The organism is Geothrix sp. (assembly GCF_049292215.1).
Lineage (GTDB): Bacteria > Acidobacteriota > Holophagae > Holophagales > Holophagaceae > Geothrix.
The window spans coordinates 38,098-53,651 of record NZ_JBATQW010000061.1 but is presented as its reverse complement, the minus strand read 5'-3'; the positions used below and the strand labels follow the sequence as shown (position 1 = coordinate 53,651).

Annotated in this window: 15 protein-coding genes and 1 tRNA gene; 8 read left to right on the top strand and 8 right to left on the bottom strand. The window is 67.9% G+C overall.

What is annotated here, in order from left to right:
• Window positions 1-199: 199 nt before the first annotated feature.
• From WAS25_RS10550 to WAS25_RS10540, 3 genes are read right to left on the bottom strand one after another with little or no spacing between them, the layout of a single operon-like run.
• The gene (locus tag WAS25_RS10550) at window positions 200-871 is read right to left on the bottom strand and encodes a hypothetical protein (protein ID WP_422311822.1); all 672 of its coding nucleotides are present in this window, start codon (window positions 869-871) and stop codon (window positions 200-202) included.
• Between the two features lie 29 nt (window positions 872-900).
• The gene (locus tag WAS25_RS10545) at window positions 901-1,374 is read right to left on the bottom strand and encodes a cytochrome C (RefSeq protein ID WP_422311820.1); all 474 of its coding nucleotides are present in this window, start codon (window positions 1,372-1,374) and stop codon (window positions 901-903) included.
• Window positions 1,374-2,756, bottom strand: a complete 1,383-nt coding sequence (locus WAS25_RS10540) for a hypothetical protein (RefSeq protein WP_422311818.1) — start codon at window positions 2,754-2,756, stop codon at window positions 1,374-1,376. Before WAS25_RS10540 ends, WAS25_RS10545 begins: the two co-directional genes overlap by 1 nt.
• A gap of 495 nt (window positions 2,757-3,251) precedes the next feature.
• On the opposite strand from WAS25_RS10540, the gene WAS25_RS10535 reads away from it, so the two are divergent.
• The 6 genes from WAS25_RS10535 (at window position 3,252) to WAS25_RS10510 (ending at window position 10,214) form a co-directional block, all read left to right on the top strand.
• The gene (locus WAS25_RS10535) at window positions 3,252-4,913 is read left to right on the top strand and encodes a thiamine pyrophosphate-dependent enzyme (RefSeq protein WP_422311816.1); all 1,662 of its coding nucleotides are present in this window, start codon (window positions 3,252-3,254) and stop codon (window positions 4,911-4,913) included.
• Window positions 4,910-5,509: an indolepyruvate oxidoreductase subunit beta gene (locus WAS25_RS10530; protein WP_422311814.1), complete on the top strand. Its 600-nt coding sequence runs from the start codon at window positions 4,910-4,912 to the stop codon at window positions 5,507-5,509. Before WAS25_RS10535 ends, WAS25_RS10530 begins: the two co-directional genes overlap by 4 nt.
• Before the next feature lies 1 nt (window position 5,510).
• Window positions 5,511-7,649, top strand: coding sequence for an acetate--CoA ligase family protein (locus tag WAS25_RS10525; protein ID WP_422311813.1), 2,139 nt, complete (start codon window positions 5,511-5,513; stop codon window positions 7,647-7,649).
• 62 nt (window positions 7,650-7,711) lie between these two features.
• Window positions 7,712-8,479 (top strand): YwiC-like family protein, encoded by a 768-nt coding sequence (locus WAS25_RS10520; RefSeq protein WP_422311811.1) that lies wholly within the window; start codon window positions 7,712-7,714, stop codon window positions 8,477-8,479.
• 82 nt (window positions 8,480-8,561) lie between these two features.
• Window positions 8,562-9,005 carry an RrF2 family transcriptional regulator gene (locus WAS25_RS10515; protein ID WP_422311809.1) on the top strand — a complete coding sequence of 148 codons (444 nt, stop codon included), beginning with the start codon at window positions 8,562-8,564 and terminating at the stop codon, window positions 9,003-9,005.
• Window positions 9,006-9,074: 69 nt separating this feature from the next.
• Window positions 9,075-10,214, top strand: a complete 1,140-nt coding sequence (locus WAS25_RS10510) for a molybdopterin molybdotransferase MoeA (RefSeq protein ID WP_422311807.1) — start codon at window positions 9,075-9,077, stop codon at window positions 10,212-10,214.
• A 6-nt stretch (window positions 10,215-10,220) separates the two neighbouring features.
• On the opposite strand, the gene WAS25_RS10505 is transcribed toward WAS25_RS10510, so the two are convergent.
• The 4 genes from WAS25_RS10505 to WAS25_RS10490 all read right to left on the bottom strand — a co-directional run bounded on the left by WAS25_RS10505 (window position 10,221) and on the right by WAS25_RS10490 (window position 13,188).
• Window positions 10,221-10,895, bottom strand: coding sequence for a Crp/Fnr family transcriptional regulator (locus WAS25_RS10505; protein ID WP_422311805.1), 675 nt, complete (start codon window positions 10,893-10,895; stop codon window positions 10,221-10,223).
• Window positions 10,896-11,188: 293 nt separating this feature from the next.
• Window positions 11,189-11,755, bottom strand: coding sequence for an elongation factor P (efp, locus tag WAS25_RS10500; protein WP_422311803.1), 567 nt, complete (start codon window positions 11,753-11,755; stop codon window positions 11,189-11,191).
• 94 nt (window positions 11,756-11,849) lie between these two features.
• Window positions 11,850-11,924: transfer RNA gene (locus WAS25_RS10495), tRNA-Val, on the bottom strand.
• Between the two features lie 55 nt (window positions 11,925-11,979).
• Window positions 11,980-13,188 carry a pyridoxal phosphate-dependent aminotransferase gene (locus WAS25_RS10490; protein ID WP_422311801.1) on the bottom strand — a complete coding sequence of 403 codons (1,209 nt, stop codon included), beginning with the start codon at window positions 13,186-13,188 and terminating at the stop codon, window positions 11,980-11,982.
• 22 nt (window positions 13,189-13,210) lie between these two features.
• Here WAS25_RS10490 and WAS25_RS10485 point away from each other — a divergent pair, with 22 nt between their 5' ends.
• A complete protein-coding gene (locus tag WAS25_RS10485) occupies window positions 13,211-14,182 on the top strand; it encodes a YeiH family protein (RefSeq protein WP_422311799.1) in 972 nt (323 codons plus the stop codon).
• 22 nt (window positions 14,183-14,204) lie between these two features.
• Complete coding sequence (locus WAS25_RS10480; RefSeq protein ID WP_422311797.1) at window positions 14,205-14,786, top strand: gamma carbonic anhydrase family protein; 582 nt, start codon at window positions 14,205-14,207, stop codon at window positions 14,784-14,786.
• A gap of 27 nt (window positions 14,787-14,813) precedes the next feature.
• Here the strand turns inward: WAS25_RS10480 and WAS25_RS10475 are convergent, their stop codons facing one another.
• On the bottom strand, window positions 14,814-15,551 hold the full coding sequence (locus WAS25_RS10475) for a hypothetical protein (RefSeq protein WP_422311795.1): 738 nt from the start codon (window positions 15,549-15,551) through the stop codon (window positions 14,814-14,816).
• Window positions 15,552-15,554 lie beyond the last annotated feature (3 nt).

Below are 15,554 nucleotides of genomic sequence, written 5' to 3'. Positions count from 1 at the left end.
GCGCCATTCTTGCCGTTGCAACCGACCAGCACGAGCATGATCGCTGCGGTGGCGATGAGCCCGCAGAGTTGTTTCAGAGGACGGTGCTTCATGGTCTTGTCTCCCTTGAGGTTTGGGGGGTGGAGCGTGATGGGAAAGGTCAGATCAACTGCAGGTCACTTTGTTCGGGATAGGGCACCTCCTGTCGGAGCAGAGTCCCTCAGGGGGCCGTGGTGGGCAGGATTCGGATGCCGGCAGCGGAGGAGATGGTCGTGCTGTGGCACATGGTGTCATTCAGGCAGCCCGGGGCGGTGCCGGCAGGCGGCGTGGTCAGCGGGTGGACGGTCGAGTTGGCCCCGGCCGCGTGGCACTTGAAGCACTCAGGGACATTGGCCTGGTCCGTGAAGATGTGGTTGGTCAACGTCATGGTGGTACCAGTCCAGGGCTTGTCGGGGTGCGGGGCCTTGGTGTGGCAGGCCTTGCAGGAGTTGGCGATCCCGCCCGCGTAGGTGGCGCCATGGCACTTGGCGCAGTGGCTGAAGCCCACCATGGCGATGGGATTGGCACTCGGCGCCTGCTTGGCGGCCAGGCCATGCTGGGCCGGGGCAGCCCAGCCAGTGGGGTGATTGACGCCGCCGGTGTGGCAGGTGAAGCAGCTGACCTTGGAGATGCCACCGGCAAGGGCGGGATCCGTGGTGGAGCCGTGGCAGGTCTGGCACTGCTCAGGCGTCCCGATGTAAGAGGCGTAATGGACCTGGACCCAGTTGGCCGGGTGCTGGCCCTTCACCTCTTCGAACGGAACGGCCTTCTGGGCCTTCCCGGCGCAGCCCCAGGCCAACAGGGCCAGGGCCATCGCAAAACAACTGCCCGCCATCCATTTAACGTTGCGCATCGTATTCCCCTTCGAGACTCAGCGGATGACTACCGATGACAAGCGCGGCACTTGTCGTTGTTGGCGCGGCCGTGGCACGTGTAGCAGCTCGACGGATCCATCTTCCCTTCCAGCTTGTGGAGGGTCAGGTAGTCGCCCCGGTGCGGCGCCAGCCGGTCCGGGCTGTCGCTCAGCTTGATCGCCGGCTTCATCGGCACCTTGCCACCGTGGCAGTCCGAGCAGAAGGACTGGGCGTGGCAGGAGGCGCAGGTGTTGGCATCCTGCGTCGCCTGATACTTGTGGCTCTTCACGAACGTCTGGGTGTGATCGAAGGCCGCGTAGGGCTTGAGGGCGCCCTTCGACACGTCCGTCGTGTGGCACTCGGAGCACATGGGCCGGCCGGCACCCACGCCTTCCGGATGGGTCGCCGCGAAGCTGGTCTCAGGCGAGATCAGGCTGCAGGCCATGAGCAGGCCCAGGCCGAACAGGATCCCGAAAAACTGGAGGACGGACTTGCGGGCCATTACTGACCTCCCTTCTTACCAAAGCCGAACCGATACTCGGCACGCAGCAGACCCCGGGTCTCATCCTTCGCCACCGGCGTGCTGCCGCGGCTGATGTCCCCCGACAGCTTCAGATTCTCGGTCGCCTTGAAGCCCACCGAAGCCACCACCTCGTAGAGGCTGGTGAGCCCGTTCAGGTAGGGGTTGCCTTCCTTGTACTGCTGGAAGATGCCATCGAGGCTCAGCGAGAGCCGCTTCCGCTCGATCATGGTGAAGGCCCGGAGCTCCGTGTGCGACAGGCTGCGGCCCGGCGCCGTGGGATCCACCTGGATGGTCTTGCTGGCGCTCACGGAACGCATGCCCAAACCGGCCATGTAGTGCTTCTCGGTGGAGGCGTAACGGACCTCGCCGCCGACCCGAGTCACATCCCCGAAGGACTCCCGGTTCATGTGCCGGAAATCGGCGACCAGCTGCAGGTTGCCGCTGGCGCTCACCGTCAGGCTGCCGCCGTAGCCCTTGTACTTGTCCTTCTCGTCCTGCCGGAACAGAGAGGGCAGGTTCGTGCCCGCGAAGTAGGCGTAGAAGTTCCGCTCCGCGACATTGGCCGTGACGGTCACCTTCGAACCGAACTTCACGATGGCCGTGTAGTCGTGCTCGGCGATGTTCGAAGGCTTTGCGGTCCCCGCGGGCAGCGCCGCGTGGTCGGCCAGATCGAAGATCGTCCGGCCGCGCAGCTGGAACGCCGGGGCCGGCGCGATCAGGAGGTCCACACCCATCTGCTTCCGGCTGTAGTCCACCGTCGAGGGGATCGGCAGGTCCTTGGCGGCCTTCGTCCCGTCCTGCAGGTATGACACGCCGATCTCGCCCACCTTCGGGATGCGCCAGCCCAGCCGCGTCCCGTAGATCACGTCCCGCTGGAAGTCGTAGTCCTTCTGCGAGGTGAGGTCCACCGTCTTGTAGAGGACGGGCTTGCCCCCGAAGGCCGAGAAGGTGAAGCCGCCCCGCAGGTCCGTCCGTAGGCTGACACCATCCACCTGCTCGAAGCCGGTGCCCTGGCTCACCGTGAAGCGGCCAGCCTTCACTTCAGCGTTCGCCTGGTTGAACCGATACTGCAGGTAGCCGAAGTTCAAGTAGCCCGAGGTCTTTGACCCATCCAGGTTGCTCGAGTCCGACAGGTCGGTGCGGCCCCAGCCGAAGAGGTGCAGGGACAGGTTGTCGGAGCCCAGCTTGTTGGCGTCGATGCCCAGGTACTGGGTTGCCGGAGTGTAGGTGGCCTTGTCGAAACCCACCGTCTCCGACTTCCACATCTGCGCCATGGTCGTGCCATACAGGCTGACCTCCTGGCCCCAGGCCGTCGCTGTCATCAGGGTGGCTAGCAGGGCCACAAGGTTTTGTCGTTTCATGGTTCGCCTCATCTCGCAGTGCACTGTGCGTTTGGCCGTTTCAGAAGACGAGTGGTACGTGGATCGAACTTTGTAGATGGCAGTGGCCCAGGTAGATGGTCAGGTCAGGCTCGACAGTAGGCCTCTATTTAGCCGACCTCAAGAGTGAGAATGCTTCCCTGGGTATGCCTGAATGGTTCTACAGAGGGGTTTCATCACGCATTCGTGACAATTTAAAAAAATTTATAAATTCATCTATTTCAATATTTTAGTATATGAAATATTGGTGAAAAATATGCATTGTCATTGATTTGAAGCTTAATAACTCACCCCATGGGGGACAAAGTTGTGACCTTGGGCACTGAGAAAGGTTCCCGGGTGCCAGCGGGTTTATTTGCACCCCCCGGCAGGCGCTGTGACCCCGCGCACACTGAGGGGCCCCGGGTGCCTCCGTGTGACCCCTGACACGGGCCAGGCCCCACATACTTCCCCGCTGGCATGACGGTGGAGGTTGACATGGCACAGGGCACCCTGGCGCTGGGCGTGGAGGCGGTGGGTTGCGCGGCCTTCGACGCGGGCATCAAGGGCGCGTTCGGCTATCCGGGCACGCCCTCCACCGAAGGTTTCGAGTTCGTCGAGGCGATGATCCACGAGGCCCCCGAGGGACGGGTGGCGCAGTGGGCCGCCAATGAGAAGGTGGCCTACGACCTGGCCCTGGGCGTCAGCTATGCCGGGCACCGCACCCTGGTGACCATGAAGCACGTGGGCCTGAACGTGGCCATGGACGCCTACGCCAACTCCGCCCTCACGGGCGTGCGGGGCGGCCTGGTCCTCCTGGTAGCGGACGATCCGGGCATGCACAGCAGCCAGAACGAGCAGGACAGCCGCCGCCTCGCCAAGTTCGCCTGGCTGCCGGTCCTCGAACCGAGCACCGTCCAGGAGTGCTACGACTTCACCTGGCGTGCCTTCGAGCTGTCCGAGTCCCTCCAGGTCCCCGTGATGGTGCGTCTGGTGACCCGCCTGGCCCACTGCCGGGCCCACCTGGTCCGGCGCGAGGTGCTCGCCCCCACCGGCCTGGGGGTGGCCCCCAAGGAGACCATCCAGGACTGGGTGCTCATTCCTTCCAACGCCCGCCGCCGTTACGTGGACCTGCTGGCCAAGCAGCCCCGCATGGTGGCCGAGCTGTCCTCCATGAACCGCATCATCTCCGGGACCAGCCGGCGCGGCGTGGCCGTGGCCGGGATGGGCCGGGCCTACTTCGAGCAGCTGGCCCTCGAGCATCCCGAGTTGCTGGAGCTGCCCCGCCTGGAGGTCTGTGCCTATCCCATGGATCCCGGCCTTGAGCCCGTCTTCCTCAGCCTGGTGGACGAGGTCTTCGTGTTTGAAGAGGACTACCCAGTGCTGGAGGAGCGCCTGACCTTCCAGCGGGCCGGTACGATCCACGGCCGCATGGACGGGGCCCTGCCCCGCACCGGGGAGCTGACCCCGCGGCTGCTCAAGGAGGCGCTCGGCCTGAGCACGGCGGACGGCAAGGCCGCCAGCACCCTGGACCTGCCGATCCGGGCCCCCCGCTTCTGCGACGGCTGCGGCCACGTGGACGCCTACGAAGCCATGCAGGAGGCCTTGCAGAACATCGGCAAGGCCGATGCCCGCGTCTTCGGCGACATCGGCTGCTACACCCTGGCCGCCCAGGAACCCATGAGCGCCATCCACGCCGTGGTCGAGATGGGCGCCAGCATCAGCATGGCCGTCGGCGCCGCCATGGCTGGCCAGACCCCCTCCATCGCCGTCATCGGCGATTCGACCTTCGGCCACAGCGGCCTTCCCGCCCTGCTGACCGCTGCCGATTCCGGCGTGAACGTCACCGTCATGATCCTGGACAACCGGGTGGTGGGCATGACGGGCCAGCAGCCCAGCCAGGCCCTCGACCAGGTGGAGCGCATGGTGCTCGGCATGGGCATCCCCGCGTCCCAGGTCCAGGTCCTCACGCCGCTGCCCAAGCAGCACGAGGCCAACGTGAAGGCCATGGAGTCCGCCCTCCGGCACCCGGGGCCCTCGGTGGTTGTCTTCCGCCGGGAATGCATCCAGTCGCTCCGCCGGGGCGTGCTGAAGGAATACGACCGCGACGAAAAGGCCCGCCAGGAGCAGGGCTGCTGCAGCACAGAGGTTCTCCCATGAGCGAACATCGCATCCACGGCATTGTCTTGTGCGGCGTCGGCGGCCAGGGGGTCCTCTCCCTCGCCCAGATCGTCCTGGAGGCGCTGCGCCGCAGCGGGCTCCAGGCGCTGCAATCCGAGATCCACGGCATGAGCCAGCGGGGCGGCAGCGTCCACGCCCAGGTCTGCTTCTCGGAGGTCCCCCTCAGTTCGCCCATCATCGACGAGGGCTGCGCGGACCTCCTCGTCGCCCTCGAACCGCTGGAGGCCCTGCGCTACGTGGCCATGCTGCGCATGAACGGCCACCTGGTGGTGTCCGAGGAACCCCAGGTGAACATGGAGGGCTACCCGCCCCTGGAAGACATCTACGCGGCCCTGAAGGCCGTGCGTGGCTGCCATCTGGTGGACACCGAGGACCTGGCCCGCAAGCTCAAGCACAAGCAGGCTGGCGGCATGGCCCTCCTGGGCATGGCCTCCAAGTTCCTGCCCGTCACCGACGAGGTCTGGTTCGAGGTCATCCGCCAGCGCTTCGAAGCCAAGGGCGCCAGCGTCACCGAGAAGAACATCGAAGCCTTCCACGCGGGCCGCGGCCTCGTTCAGGAAACCGTAGGAGTCTGACATGCACCCGACCACCGGATTCCTCCACGAGGGGCGGGCCTACGGCCTGCTCGCCGCTGCCGGCCTGCGCGTGCCGCGGCACGGGTTCCTGGAAGCCGGGTCCCCGCCCTTCGAAGCCGGGGAGCCCATCGTGCTCAAGGGCATCGCGGACCACCTGTGGCACAAGTCGGATCGCGGGGCCGTGCACTTCGGCGTGTTCGACGCCGAGGCCCTGAAGGCCGAAGCTGCAGGCATGCGGCAGCGCGTCCCGGAGCACCCCTGGATCGGCGGCCTCGTGTGCGAGAAGGTCGCCTTCAAGAAGCTGTCGGGCCTGCCCACCGAAGCCCTCGTGTCCCTCAAGCGCGATCCCGATGCGGGCTGGCTCGTGGTCTTCGGCATCGGCGGACTGCAGGCGGACGCCTGGGCCGCGATGGCTCCGCCCCTGATCTGGGCCATCGCGCTGACCACCCCTGAACAGGCGCTTACCGACCTGCGCGGCCATTGGCTGGGTCGCACCTGGCTGGGCCGGCAGCGCGGCACGGAAGCCCTCACCGATGAAGGCAGGCTCCTGGCCTTCCTCCAGGGCCTCTGGCGTGCGGTGGAAGGCCTGCAGCGCGAAGGCGTCACCCTGCTCGAGCTCAATCCCATCGTGCTGGACAGCGAGGGCCTGCCCACGGCCCTGGATGGCGTGGGCACATTGGAGGACGCCACACCCGCGACCATCGCGACCCCGGATCCCGCTTGGTACCAGGCGCTGGTAAATCCCCGCAGCCTGGTGATCGCGGGCGTCTCCAGCCGCGAAGGCACCGTGGGCCGCATCATTCTCGAAAACGTCAGGAAATCCGCCCTGCCGGAAAGCTCGCTGCGCCTCATCAAGCCGGGCGCGACAGAGTTTCTGGGGCTGCCCTGCCTCGCCTCGGTGGCCGAGCTCGCGACGGCCCCGACGGATCAGCTGATCCTCTCCCTGCCTGCGCCCCAGACGCTGGACGTGGTGGAGCAGCTCTGCCGTCAGGGCGGCGGCGCCACGGTGGTGTATCTCGTCGCCGGTGGCCTGGGGGACGGCGCCGATACCGAAGGCCTCGGCAAGCGCCTCGTCGCCTGCCTGGACGAGCACCGACGCGCAGGGAAGTGGACCCCCGCCCTCGTGGGCCCCAACGGCCTGGGACTCTTCAGCCCCGACCAAGCCTTGAACACGCTCTTCATCCCCACCGTGAAGCTGCCCCTCGCCGCCAAGCCCGGCCACGTAGCCCTGGTGAGCCAGAGCGGCGCCTTCCTCATCACGCGCCTCAGCCGCCGCGCCGAGCTGGGCCTGCGGGCCGCCGTGGCCATCGGCAACCAGATGGACCTGCGCTGCTCGGACTTCTTCCAGGGCTTCGCTGCCGACCCGGCCGTGAAGGTCGTGGGCGCCTACCTGGAGGGCTTTGCCCCCGGCGACCTGCAGACCACGGCCAGGGCCGCCAAGGCGCTGCGCGCCTCCGGCCGTCGCGTCCTGCTCTACAAGGGGGGCCGGAGCCAGGAGGGGATGGCCGCCGCCAGCAGCCACACCGGTGCCCTCGCCGGTGACCACGCCCTGCAGGCCGCGGTGCTGCGCAGTGCGGGCGTCATGCTCGCGGAGCGCATGGAGGCCTTCGATGCGGCCCTGGCCTGGCTCGGCACCTACCCGGTGGGTCGGCCCACGGCCGTCGCCATCATGACCAACGCCGGATTCGAGTCCGTGGCCTCGGCCGACCTGCTCACGGGCCCCTTCCGCGGCTCCAGGCTGACCGAAGCCGAGACCCACGCCCTGGCCACCACCATCGAGGCCGAGGGCCTCACGGGCCTCGTCAGCCCGAGACTCCCCCTGGACCTCACGCCCATGGCCAACGAGTCCGCCTACCTCGCCACGGCGAAGCTGCTGCTGGCCACCGAGGCCGAGGCCGTGGTGGTGGGCCTGGTGCCCCTCACGGTCCGACTGAACACGACCGCGCCAGAGGCCATCCGGGCCTTCGCCAGTTCCCTGGCCGACCTCGCCAAGGCCTCCGGGAAGTGGGTGGGCGTCGCCGTGGAGGGTGGTCCTCTCTTCGACCTCTACCGTCAGGGCCTGCGGAGCGTCGGCCTGCCGGTCTTCCTCACCATGGAGGAAGCCCTGGAAGGCCTGCGCCTCATCGCCTCCGAGGTGTGACCCGGCGCATGGCCAGGGGCAGGGAAAGAAGCCACACTCTATTTCGGAGTCTGGATACCGAAATGACTAAGTGGCTGCCCCCCCTGCGCTCCATTCTGCCCGCCGAACACGGCAGCTGGTTCATGCTCGGGTTTCCGCTGGGGCTGGGCCTCCTGCTGCGCCCCAGCCTCGCTGGGCTCTGCCTTGGGTGCGCGGCACTTTCCTTCTTCCTGGGCCGGCCCCCCCTGCGCCGCGTGCTCCAGGGCCAGAAGGATCCGGTCCAGCTGCATGGGCTCCTCCTGCTCGGCGTCCTGACCATCGCCTTCGGCCTCCTGACCCTGACGATTTCTGATGCACGGTTCCTCATTCCCCTGGCCTGTGTCAGCCCGCTCGTGTTCCTCGCGTTGCGGGCGGATCTGGCGCGAACGACGCGGACCCTGGCCGTGGAGATGGCGGCCCAGGGCGCCTTCGCCGGGCTGGCGGCCGCCATGCTCGTGGCCGCCGGGGACTCCCAGGCAGAGGCCCTCCGCGCCTGGTGGTTCGTGACCCTCGTCGGCAGCGCGAACCTCGCCCATGTGCGCCGGTGGCTGGGCCGGGCCCACGGCCTCGCGGATTCGGACCTGCGCCGGCGGATGATCCTCGTCCACATCCTCCACACCCTGCTGGTCGGCTCCTCGGCCCTCCTGCTGGCGACCCGGGGGCTGGCGGGAGCCCTGTGGACCGCGTGGACGGCCCTGCTCTACCTGAGGGCCCTGGTGCCCGTCCGGGTGATCCCCGCCCGCACCCTCGGCTGGCGGGAAGGTGGCCTGAGCATCATCGGGCTCGCCCTCCTCTGGCGTGCGCTGCTCTGACCTGGAGCCCGGACATCGGTCACAAAGGGCTGGACTCCTGAATCGAGGAACCGGATGCTCGATTCAGAACAAGGATTCCTGAATGCTCTTCTCCACCGCCACCGGCTATGCCCTCCGCGCCCTTGCGGCCCTTCCCGAAGACGGGTCCTTCAGCCTGGCGAAGGACCTCTCCTCCAAGCTGGAGCTGCCCGGCCCCTACCTCGCGAAGATCCTGCAGGGCCTCGTACAGGCCGACATCCTGGAGTCCGTGCGCGGCCCGAAGGGGGGCTTCCGCTTCACCCGCCCCTCGCACCGCATCACGGTCGGAGAGGTGGTGACGGCCCTGGAAGGTCCGGATGCCCTGGAAGGCTGCATCATGGGCTTCCCCAGCTGCGGTGGCGACCACCCCTGCCCGCTGCATGACGCCTGGGCCGCCGTGAAGACCCAGGTGACCTCCTCCATGACCGAGGCCACCATCCGGGACCTCCAGCTCTTGGACATCCGCCACCAGAAGGAAGCGGAAGGGCGAGCTCCGAAGCACGGCTGAGTTCGAGGTCCCTTTGGGAATCGAACGGAAAAGCGCCGCCGCCCCGGTGGGCTCCCTATCATCGAAGGCATGGCGATGAGCTGCGATCACCCCGACCTGCTGCCCCTGGAGGAGGCCCTCCGGCGCCTCTGGGAGGCCCTACCCACACCGCATCTGCCGGAGCTGCGCGCCGAGCGGGACGATCCCGCCACGGACCGGGCCAGCATGGATGGGATCGCCCTGAAAGCCTCGGAGGGCCGCGCGCCCCGCCGCGTCCTGGGCACCCTGTTCGCCGGCAGCGATCCGGCGGCCTTCTCCCTCACGTCAGGAACGGCGGTCCGCATCATGACCGGCGCCGCCCTGCCCCTGGGAGCCGATGCCATCGTGCCGGTCGAGCAGCTCGAGAGCGCGGATGGCATGGCCCTTCCAACCATCGACCCGGCAGCCGGAGACCATGTCCGCCCCCGCGGTGAGCAGGCCCGCGGTGGCGACCTGCTGCTGGCCGCAGACACGCCCCTGAATGCGGCCCGCGTGGCGCTCCAGGCCCAGGAGGGTCGGCCCCTGCCCGCCCGCACCCGGCTGCGGGTGGGCGTGGCCTCCACCGGCGACGAGCTGGTGCCGACACCAGCCCCACATCAGATCCGGGACTCGAACGGCCCCATGCTCGCGGCCCTGGCCCACATCCTTGGCGCCGAGGTGGAGCTCCGCTCCGCCCTGCCCGATGACCCCGCCGCCCTGGCGGCGGCCCTGCAGCATCCTGGCGACATCCGCATCCTGCTCACCTCCGGAGGGGTGAGCATGGGGGACCACGACCACCTGCCCGCGGTGCTCAGGGACCTGGGTGCCACGATCCTCTTCCACCGCATCCGCCTCAAACCCGGCAAGCCCATGCTCGCCGCCCTGCTGGGCGACCTGCTGGTGCTGGGGCTGCCCGGCAATCCCGTGTCGGCCTACCTCAACGCCCTGCTCTTCCTGCCCCAGGCCATGGCGCGGCTTGAAGGGCGGTCCGCCCCGGACCCCTGGCGTCGGGCCCGCCTGACGGCCCCCGTGAAGCACAAGGGCGACCGCCCGCTGCTGCACCCCTGCCGTCTGGTGGAGGGACGCCTCGAGCCCCTGCCCGGCAAGGGCTCCGCAGACCTGATCACCCTGGCCAAGGCCGATGGCTTCGCCTGGATCGAGCAGGGTGGACTGGAGGCCGGCGCCAAAACGAGGTGGCTGCCCGTGGTGTAGTCCTGATCAGCCCTTGGCGTAGCGCTGCAGCTTGCCCAGGTCGAGGATGCGCACCACCGGGAAGGTGCTCTGGATGAGGCCAAGGTCCGTCAGCAGGCGCAGGGCCCGGCTGAAGGCTTCGCGGCTGGCACCGATGCACTGGGCCAGGTCCTCCTGGGTCTCCTGGAATTCCACCAGGGACCGCCCGGGGTTCGCTTCGTGGGCTTCCAGCAGCAGCTGCGCGACGCGCTCCGGCACACTGTGCAGGCTGAGGGTCTCGACCAGGGTCACCAGATGCCGCACCTTCGCCGTGAAGTGGTGGATGATCATCTCGGCCACTTCGGGGTAGCGGTGCACGAGCTGGCGCAGCGGCGCCGCGGGGATGAGCCAGCACTCGGTCTCGCCGTGGGACTCGGCGCTGGAGGGCGTGGGTCCGCCATCGAACACCGGGACTTCCCCCACGCAATCGCCGACTTTTAGGAACTGGAGCACCTGAACCCGCCCCCGACCATCGGTGCGGAAGACCTTCAGCCCGCCCTTGACCACGACGTAGATCCCCGAGACCAGATCGCCCTGGGTGTAGACCCGGGCGCCGTCCGGGAAGCGACGGAGCTCGGCGATGCTGGCCATCTCTTCGGCTGCGTTCATCGGCAGGCCGGCCAGGAACTCGATCCTTCTCAGGTTGAGGACTGCTTGAGGCATGGGGCTCCACCGGGTGAGTCGTCAGTTATCGCATAATTCCCGTCCGATTGTGACGAAGGTCACGCCCCCGGGAACCAACCGACCAGTACTTTACCGCGGGGTTGGAATTTCGTCCGGGGAAAATCATAAAGGACAAGGTCCCGGCGGCTTCTGCCTAATGATCCTGGATCGGCCACAAGTCAGGCCACCGTGAGGGTGGATGAATCACTCTCCTCGGCGTTGAGTAGCCCACCCCGATGGGTCGCGGGGCTTCGCCCAGTTCAGTGTCCAGCTTGCAAGCCTCGGGTCGGGCCCTACTTCACCCGCTCCATGAAGGTGCGATCCACCGTGTTCACGCGGATCTTTTGACCGGCTTCCATGTAGGGGGGCACCCCCACGCTGATGCCGTTGTTCAGCTTGGCGGGCTTGTAGGAGCCCGTGGCATTGGCGTTCTTCATGACTGGGTCGGTCTCCACGATCTCCAGGACCACGCTGGGGGGCAGGGTGGCACCCATGGGCTGGCCCTCGTAGAACTCGATCTCGACCTGCATGTTGGGTTCGAGGAAGACCATGTCGTCGCCCAGGATGTCCTTGCCGACCTCGAGCTGCTCGTAGGTCTCGTTGTTCATGAAGATGAGGTTGTCGCCGTCCTCGTAGAGGAACTCCAGCATGTGCTGTTCGAGGCTGGCCTTGTCCACCTTGTCGGAGCTGCCGAAACGGTTCTCCCGATTGATGCCGTCCTTCAGGCGTTTCATCTTCACCTGGACCCGGGCCGGCAGGTTGCCGGGGGTCTGGTGCTCGACGCTGATGACGCGGCAGAGTTCGTTCTCAAAGTTGACGATCATCCCGGCGCGAACCTGGGTGGCGAGGATCAGAGGCATGGGAGGCTCCCGAAGGGATGGAGGACTGACGGGGAAGAGACGACGCGCGGGAAGAAGAAAAGGCCCCGATCACGATCAGGGCCTTGGTTTGGAGTGGTGGGCGTACCAGGATTCGAACCTGGGACTTCTACCGTGTGAAGGTAGCACTCTACCGCTGAGTTATACGCCCGCGGCCGATCAGAATACCCCAGGATGGGGGCCTTTCCAAGCCAGAATCACCATCCTTACAGGACCTGCTGGAGCGCCTGGGCGAGGCGTGGCGCCTCTGAGGCACGCATCCCGCAGAGACCCACCCGCAGCCCCTCGGGCAGGGGAACCGTGAAGACGCCCCGGGCTTTCAACTGGGTGCAGGCAGACTCGGGGTCGGGCACGGGCACGCAGACGAAGAAGCCCCCCTGCCAGTGGACCGGCGGCATGGCCGCCTCGACGAGGGCCGCATCCAGGGCCGAGGCCCGGGCCGATAGGACTTCCGACCAGTGGCGGTGCTCTGCGGCCAGACGTTCCTGCGCCTTGCCGTCCTTCGCCAAGCGCAGGAGCAGGGACTGGGGGGCCTTGGCACAGTTGGACCAGGTGCCCCGGCAGGACTGGGTCAGGGCCGCCTGCAGGGCCGGGTCTGAGTTCCAGGGGAAGCCCAGCGCCCCGCAGCGCGCGCCGTAGAGCGTCATCGACTTGGACAGGGACATGGAGGCCCCGACCAGGATGCGGCCTTCGGCACCCAGCGCCGCATAGTCGGCCAGCGCGGCGGCGACAGAGGCCGGTTCACAGGTGTAGTCGAGGTAGGCGAAGTCCAGGAGCAGGGTGATCGGCCCCAGGGCGGAGGCCTCGCGCAGGAGGCCCGCGAGCACCTGGCGATCCGCGGCACTCAGGCTGCGCCCGGTGGGATTGTGGCAGGGGTCATTGAGGAGGACCAGCACCCGCCCCTGTGCCTTCAGCACAGCCTGAAGGGCCCCACCCCAGGCTGCCGCGTCCAGGGGCTGGCCCGCCTCGGGCCAGGGGGCCGTGGCCAGGCTCAGGCCGTTCTCGGTGGCCATGGTGGCGTAGGGCCCCCAGTACGGGGCCGTGGTCAGCACCTTCTGGCCGGCCTCCAGGAAGTTGCGCATGGAGAGGGCGATCGCGCCGCTGCCACCGGGCGTGGAACAAGCCGCACCGGCCGAGCCGAGCGAGGGCCAGTGCCGCTGGACCAAGGCTTTCAGAAAGGCCGGGTCACCTGCGATCGGAGCGTAGGGTGCCACCTCCAGCGCCGTCAGGTCCCGCCAGAGCTCCATCACGGAATCCAGCACGACGAGCTGGCCCGAGTCATCCAGCAGGGCGCCAACGGTGGCGTTCAGCACCGGCTCGCCGGCAGCCTTCCGGCCCAGAGCCTCGGCATTCAGGGCGAAGATCGGATCATCTGCCGGAAATGCGCGCCGAGAGGGGATGAGCTGGTCAGTCATCACCCCAGGGTACCCTGAAGCCATGCGTCCGATCGCGTCCGACTCCAGATTGGCCAAGCCCATGCTGCTTCTGGGGGGACTCCTGGCCCTGGCCCCCTTCACGCCCGCAGCCGCATCCTTGGTGGGCGGAACCCTGCTGGCGCTCACCGTGGGCAACCCCCTGCAGGACCTGACCCGCAGCTGGACCCATCGGCTCCTGCCCCTCGCGGTGGTGGGACTGGGCGCGGACATGAACCTGCGCGCGGTCGCGCGAGCCGGACTCCATGGCCTCGGCTACACCGCCATCAGCCTGGCCCTGGTGCTGGCCCTGGGCTGGGGACTGGCGCGGCTGATGAAAGTCGAGCGTGATGCGGGGATCCTGATTTCCGTCGGCACCGCCATCTGCGGCGGCAGCGCCATCGCCGCCGTGGCCCCAGTACTCCGCGCCAAGGAACATGAGATCTCCCTCGCCCTGGCCACGGTGTTCCTGCTGAACGCGGCCGCGCTGGTCCTCTTCCCACCCCTGGGCCATGCTGCGGGCCTGGGCCAGGAGGCCTTCGGCCTCTGGTCGGCGCTGGCCATCCATGACACGAGCTCGGTGGTGGGGGCCGGCCTTGCCTACGGTCCCCGCGCCCTGGAAGTGGCCACCACCGTGAAGCTGGCCCGCGCCCTCTGGATTGTGCCATTGACCCTGGCCATTGGCTGGCTGGTGGCGCGCCGGGGCGAGACGACACCCGAGGCGCCGCCGATGAAGAAGCCCTGGTTCATCGCAGGCTTCCTGCTTGTGGCGGCCCTGGTCACCTTCGTCCCCATGCTGCAATTGGCTGGACATGTCGTCGCCAGCGCGGCCCGGCGGGTGCTGGTGCTGACCCTCTTTCTCATCGGGGCCGGGCTGAGCCGCGAGGCGCTGCAGAGGGTGGGGCTCCGCCCGTTCCTGCAAGGCCTGGCCCTCTGGGTGATCGTCGCGGCACTGGGCCTTGCCGCGGTGAAGCTGGGCCTGCTCACCGTGGGGTAGACTCTCGGGCTGGAGAGCGCCCATGATCCGTCCCTTCCAAGGCATGGTCCCGAGCATCGGCAACCGGGTCTTCATTCCCGACAGCGCCCTGGTGCTGGGCGACGTGAGCATCGGCGACGACGCCAGCATCTGGTTCAACTGCGCCGTCCGCGGCGACGTGAACTGGATCCGCATCGGCGCCCGCACCAACATCCAGGACGCCTGCTGTCTGCACGTGACCAACCAGAAGTGGCCCCTGCTCATCGAGGACGAGGTGAGCATCGCCCACAACGTGATGCTGCACGGCTGCACCATCCGCCGGAACGCGCTAATCGGCATGAGCACCACCATCATGGATGGGGCCGAGATCGGCGAGGGCTGCCTCGTGGCTGCGGGGAGCCTCGTGCGCGAAGGCTTCCAGGCCCCGCCCCACAGCCTGGTAGCCGGCTGGCCCGCCGTGGTGAAGGGCCCCCTCAGCGAGGACCAGCGCCAGTTGGTGGGCAGCGTCTGGGCCCGCTACGTGCGCTACAAGGAAGCCTACTTCGCGGACGGCTGGCCCCTCGCCGAAGCGCCGAAGGTGGAAGCCCCGCAACCAGGCTTCGCCGAGGGGCATCCCTTCCCCTGAGGGCGCTCGGCAGCAACTGAACGCGCCCTATTTGGGCTCGGCAGGCGGCGCGGCAGGTGTCTCCGCAGCCGGTTGGACCACCTCCCAGCCATCCTCGGTGCGGCCGTGGACCTTCTCCTGGGTGTGGGTGATGACCTCGGCCTCGATCAGGTGTTCCTGGCCGCCGCGCCGGGTGGTCCCCCGGAACTTGATGGACCAGGTGGTGACGCCGCCCACCTCTTCCATGTCCGGATAGACCGTGACGGTGCCAAGGAGACCTTCCTTCCCCCGCTTGAAGGCCGGCGCCGAGGGCGTGTAGGGGTTCTTGAAGGCCAGGATGCCGGGATCCCGCGACAGGGCCTGGATCACCGCATCCTGGGAGGGGACCTGGCCCGGGGCCTTGGCGTGCAGCTCCGTCACGATGACCTCCGCCTGCCGGCGGGCCGACTCGACCATGGTCTGCACGGCCACTTCCCTGGCCCGGTCCCGCTGGCCCAGGAAGGCCGGAATGGCGATGGCGCTGACGATGCCGACGAGGGGCAGCATCAGCAGTGGAAGCACCAGCCCGATGATGCCCGTGACCAGCCCCGTGACCGGCACGGGCAGGTAGGTCTGCGGCTCCGCCTTGGCGAGGCGCTTGGCCTTGGCCTGCTGCACCAGCGCGACGATGCCCAGCACGATGGCGACGGGAAAGCCGACGCAGGTCAGGGCGAAGACGATGGCCAGGATGCCGCAGAGCTTGGCGGCCTTGGCGCCTGGGGCGGGCGTCAGGAAAGCATCGGACATGTG

Excerpts from the sequence above, each read along its gene's own strand:
- WAS25_RS10485 (WP_422311799.1), top strand. The coding sequence starts at position 13,211 with ATGCGTCCGATCGCGTCCGACTCCAGATTGGCCAAGCCCATGCTGCTT.
- WAS25_RS10505 (WP_422311805.1), bottom strand. The coding sequence starts at position 10,895 with ATGCCTCAAGCAGTCCTCAACCTGAGAAGGATCGAGTTCCTGGCCGGC.
- WAS25_RS10490 (WP_422311801.1), bottom strand. The coding sequence starts at position 13,188 with ATGACTGACCAGCTCATCCCCTCTCGGCGCGCATTTCCGGCAGATGAT.
- WAS25_RS10520 (WP_422311811.1), top strand. The coding sequence starts at position 7,712 with ATGACTAAGTGGCTGCCCCCCCTGCGCTCCATTCTGCCCGCCGAACAC.
- WAS25_RS10480 (WP_422311797.1), top strand. The coding sequence starts at position 14,205 with ATGATCCGTCCCTTCCAAGGCATGGTCCCGAGCATCGGCAACCGGGTC.
- WAS25_RS10475 (WP_422311795.1), bottom strand. The coding sequence starts at position 15,551 with ATGTCCGATGCTTTCCTGACGCCCGCCCCAGGCGCCAAGGCCGCCAAG.
- WAS25_RS10535 (WP_422311816.1), top strand. The coding sequence starts at position 3,252 with ATGGCACAGGGCACCCTGGCGCTGGGCGTGGAGGCGGTGGGTTGCGCG.
- WAS25_RS10530 (WP_422311814.1), top strand. The coding sequence starts at position 4,910 with ATGAGCGAACATCGCATCCACGGCATTGTCTTGTGCGGCGTCGGCGGC.
- WAS25_RS10510 (WP_422311807.1), top strand. The coding sequence starts at position 9,075 with ATGGCGATGAGCTGCGATCACCCCGACCTGCTGCCCCTGGAGGAGGCC.
- WAS25_RS10550 (WP_422311822.1), bottom strand. The coding sequence starts at position 871 with ATGCGCAACGTTAAATGGATGGCGGGCAGTTGTTTTGCGATGGCCCTG.
- WAS25_RS10515 (WP_422311809.1), top strand. The coding sequence starts at position 8,562 with ATGCTCTTCTCCACCGCCACCGGCTATGCCCTCCGCGCCCTTGCGGCC.
- WAS25_RS10545 (WP_422311820.1), bottom strand. The coding sequence starts at position 1,374 with ATGGCCCGCAAGTCCGTCCTCCAGTTTTTCGGGATCCTGTTCGGCCTG.
- efp (WP_422311803.1), bottom strand. The coding sequence starts at position 11,755 with ATGCCTCTGATCCTCGCCACCCAGGTTCGCGCCGGGATGATCGTCAAC.
- WAS25_RS10540 (WP_422311818.1), bottom strand. The coding sequence starts at position 2,756 with ATGAAACGACAAAACCTTGTGGCCCTGCTAGCCACCCTGATGACAGCG.
- WAS25_RS10525 (WP_422311813.1), top strand. The coding sequence starts at position 5,511 with ATGCACCCGACCACCGGATTCCTCCACGAGGGGCGGGCCTACGGCCTG.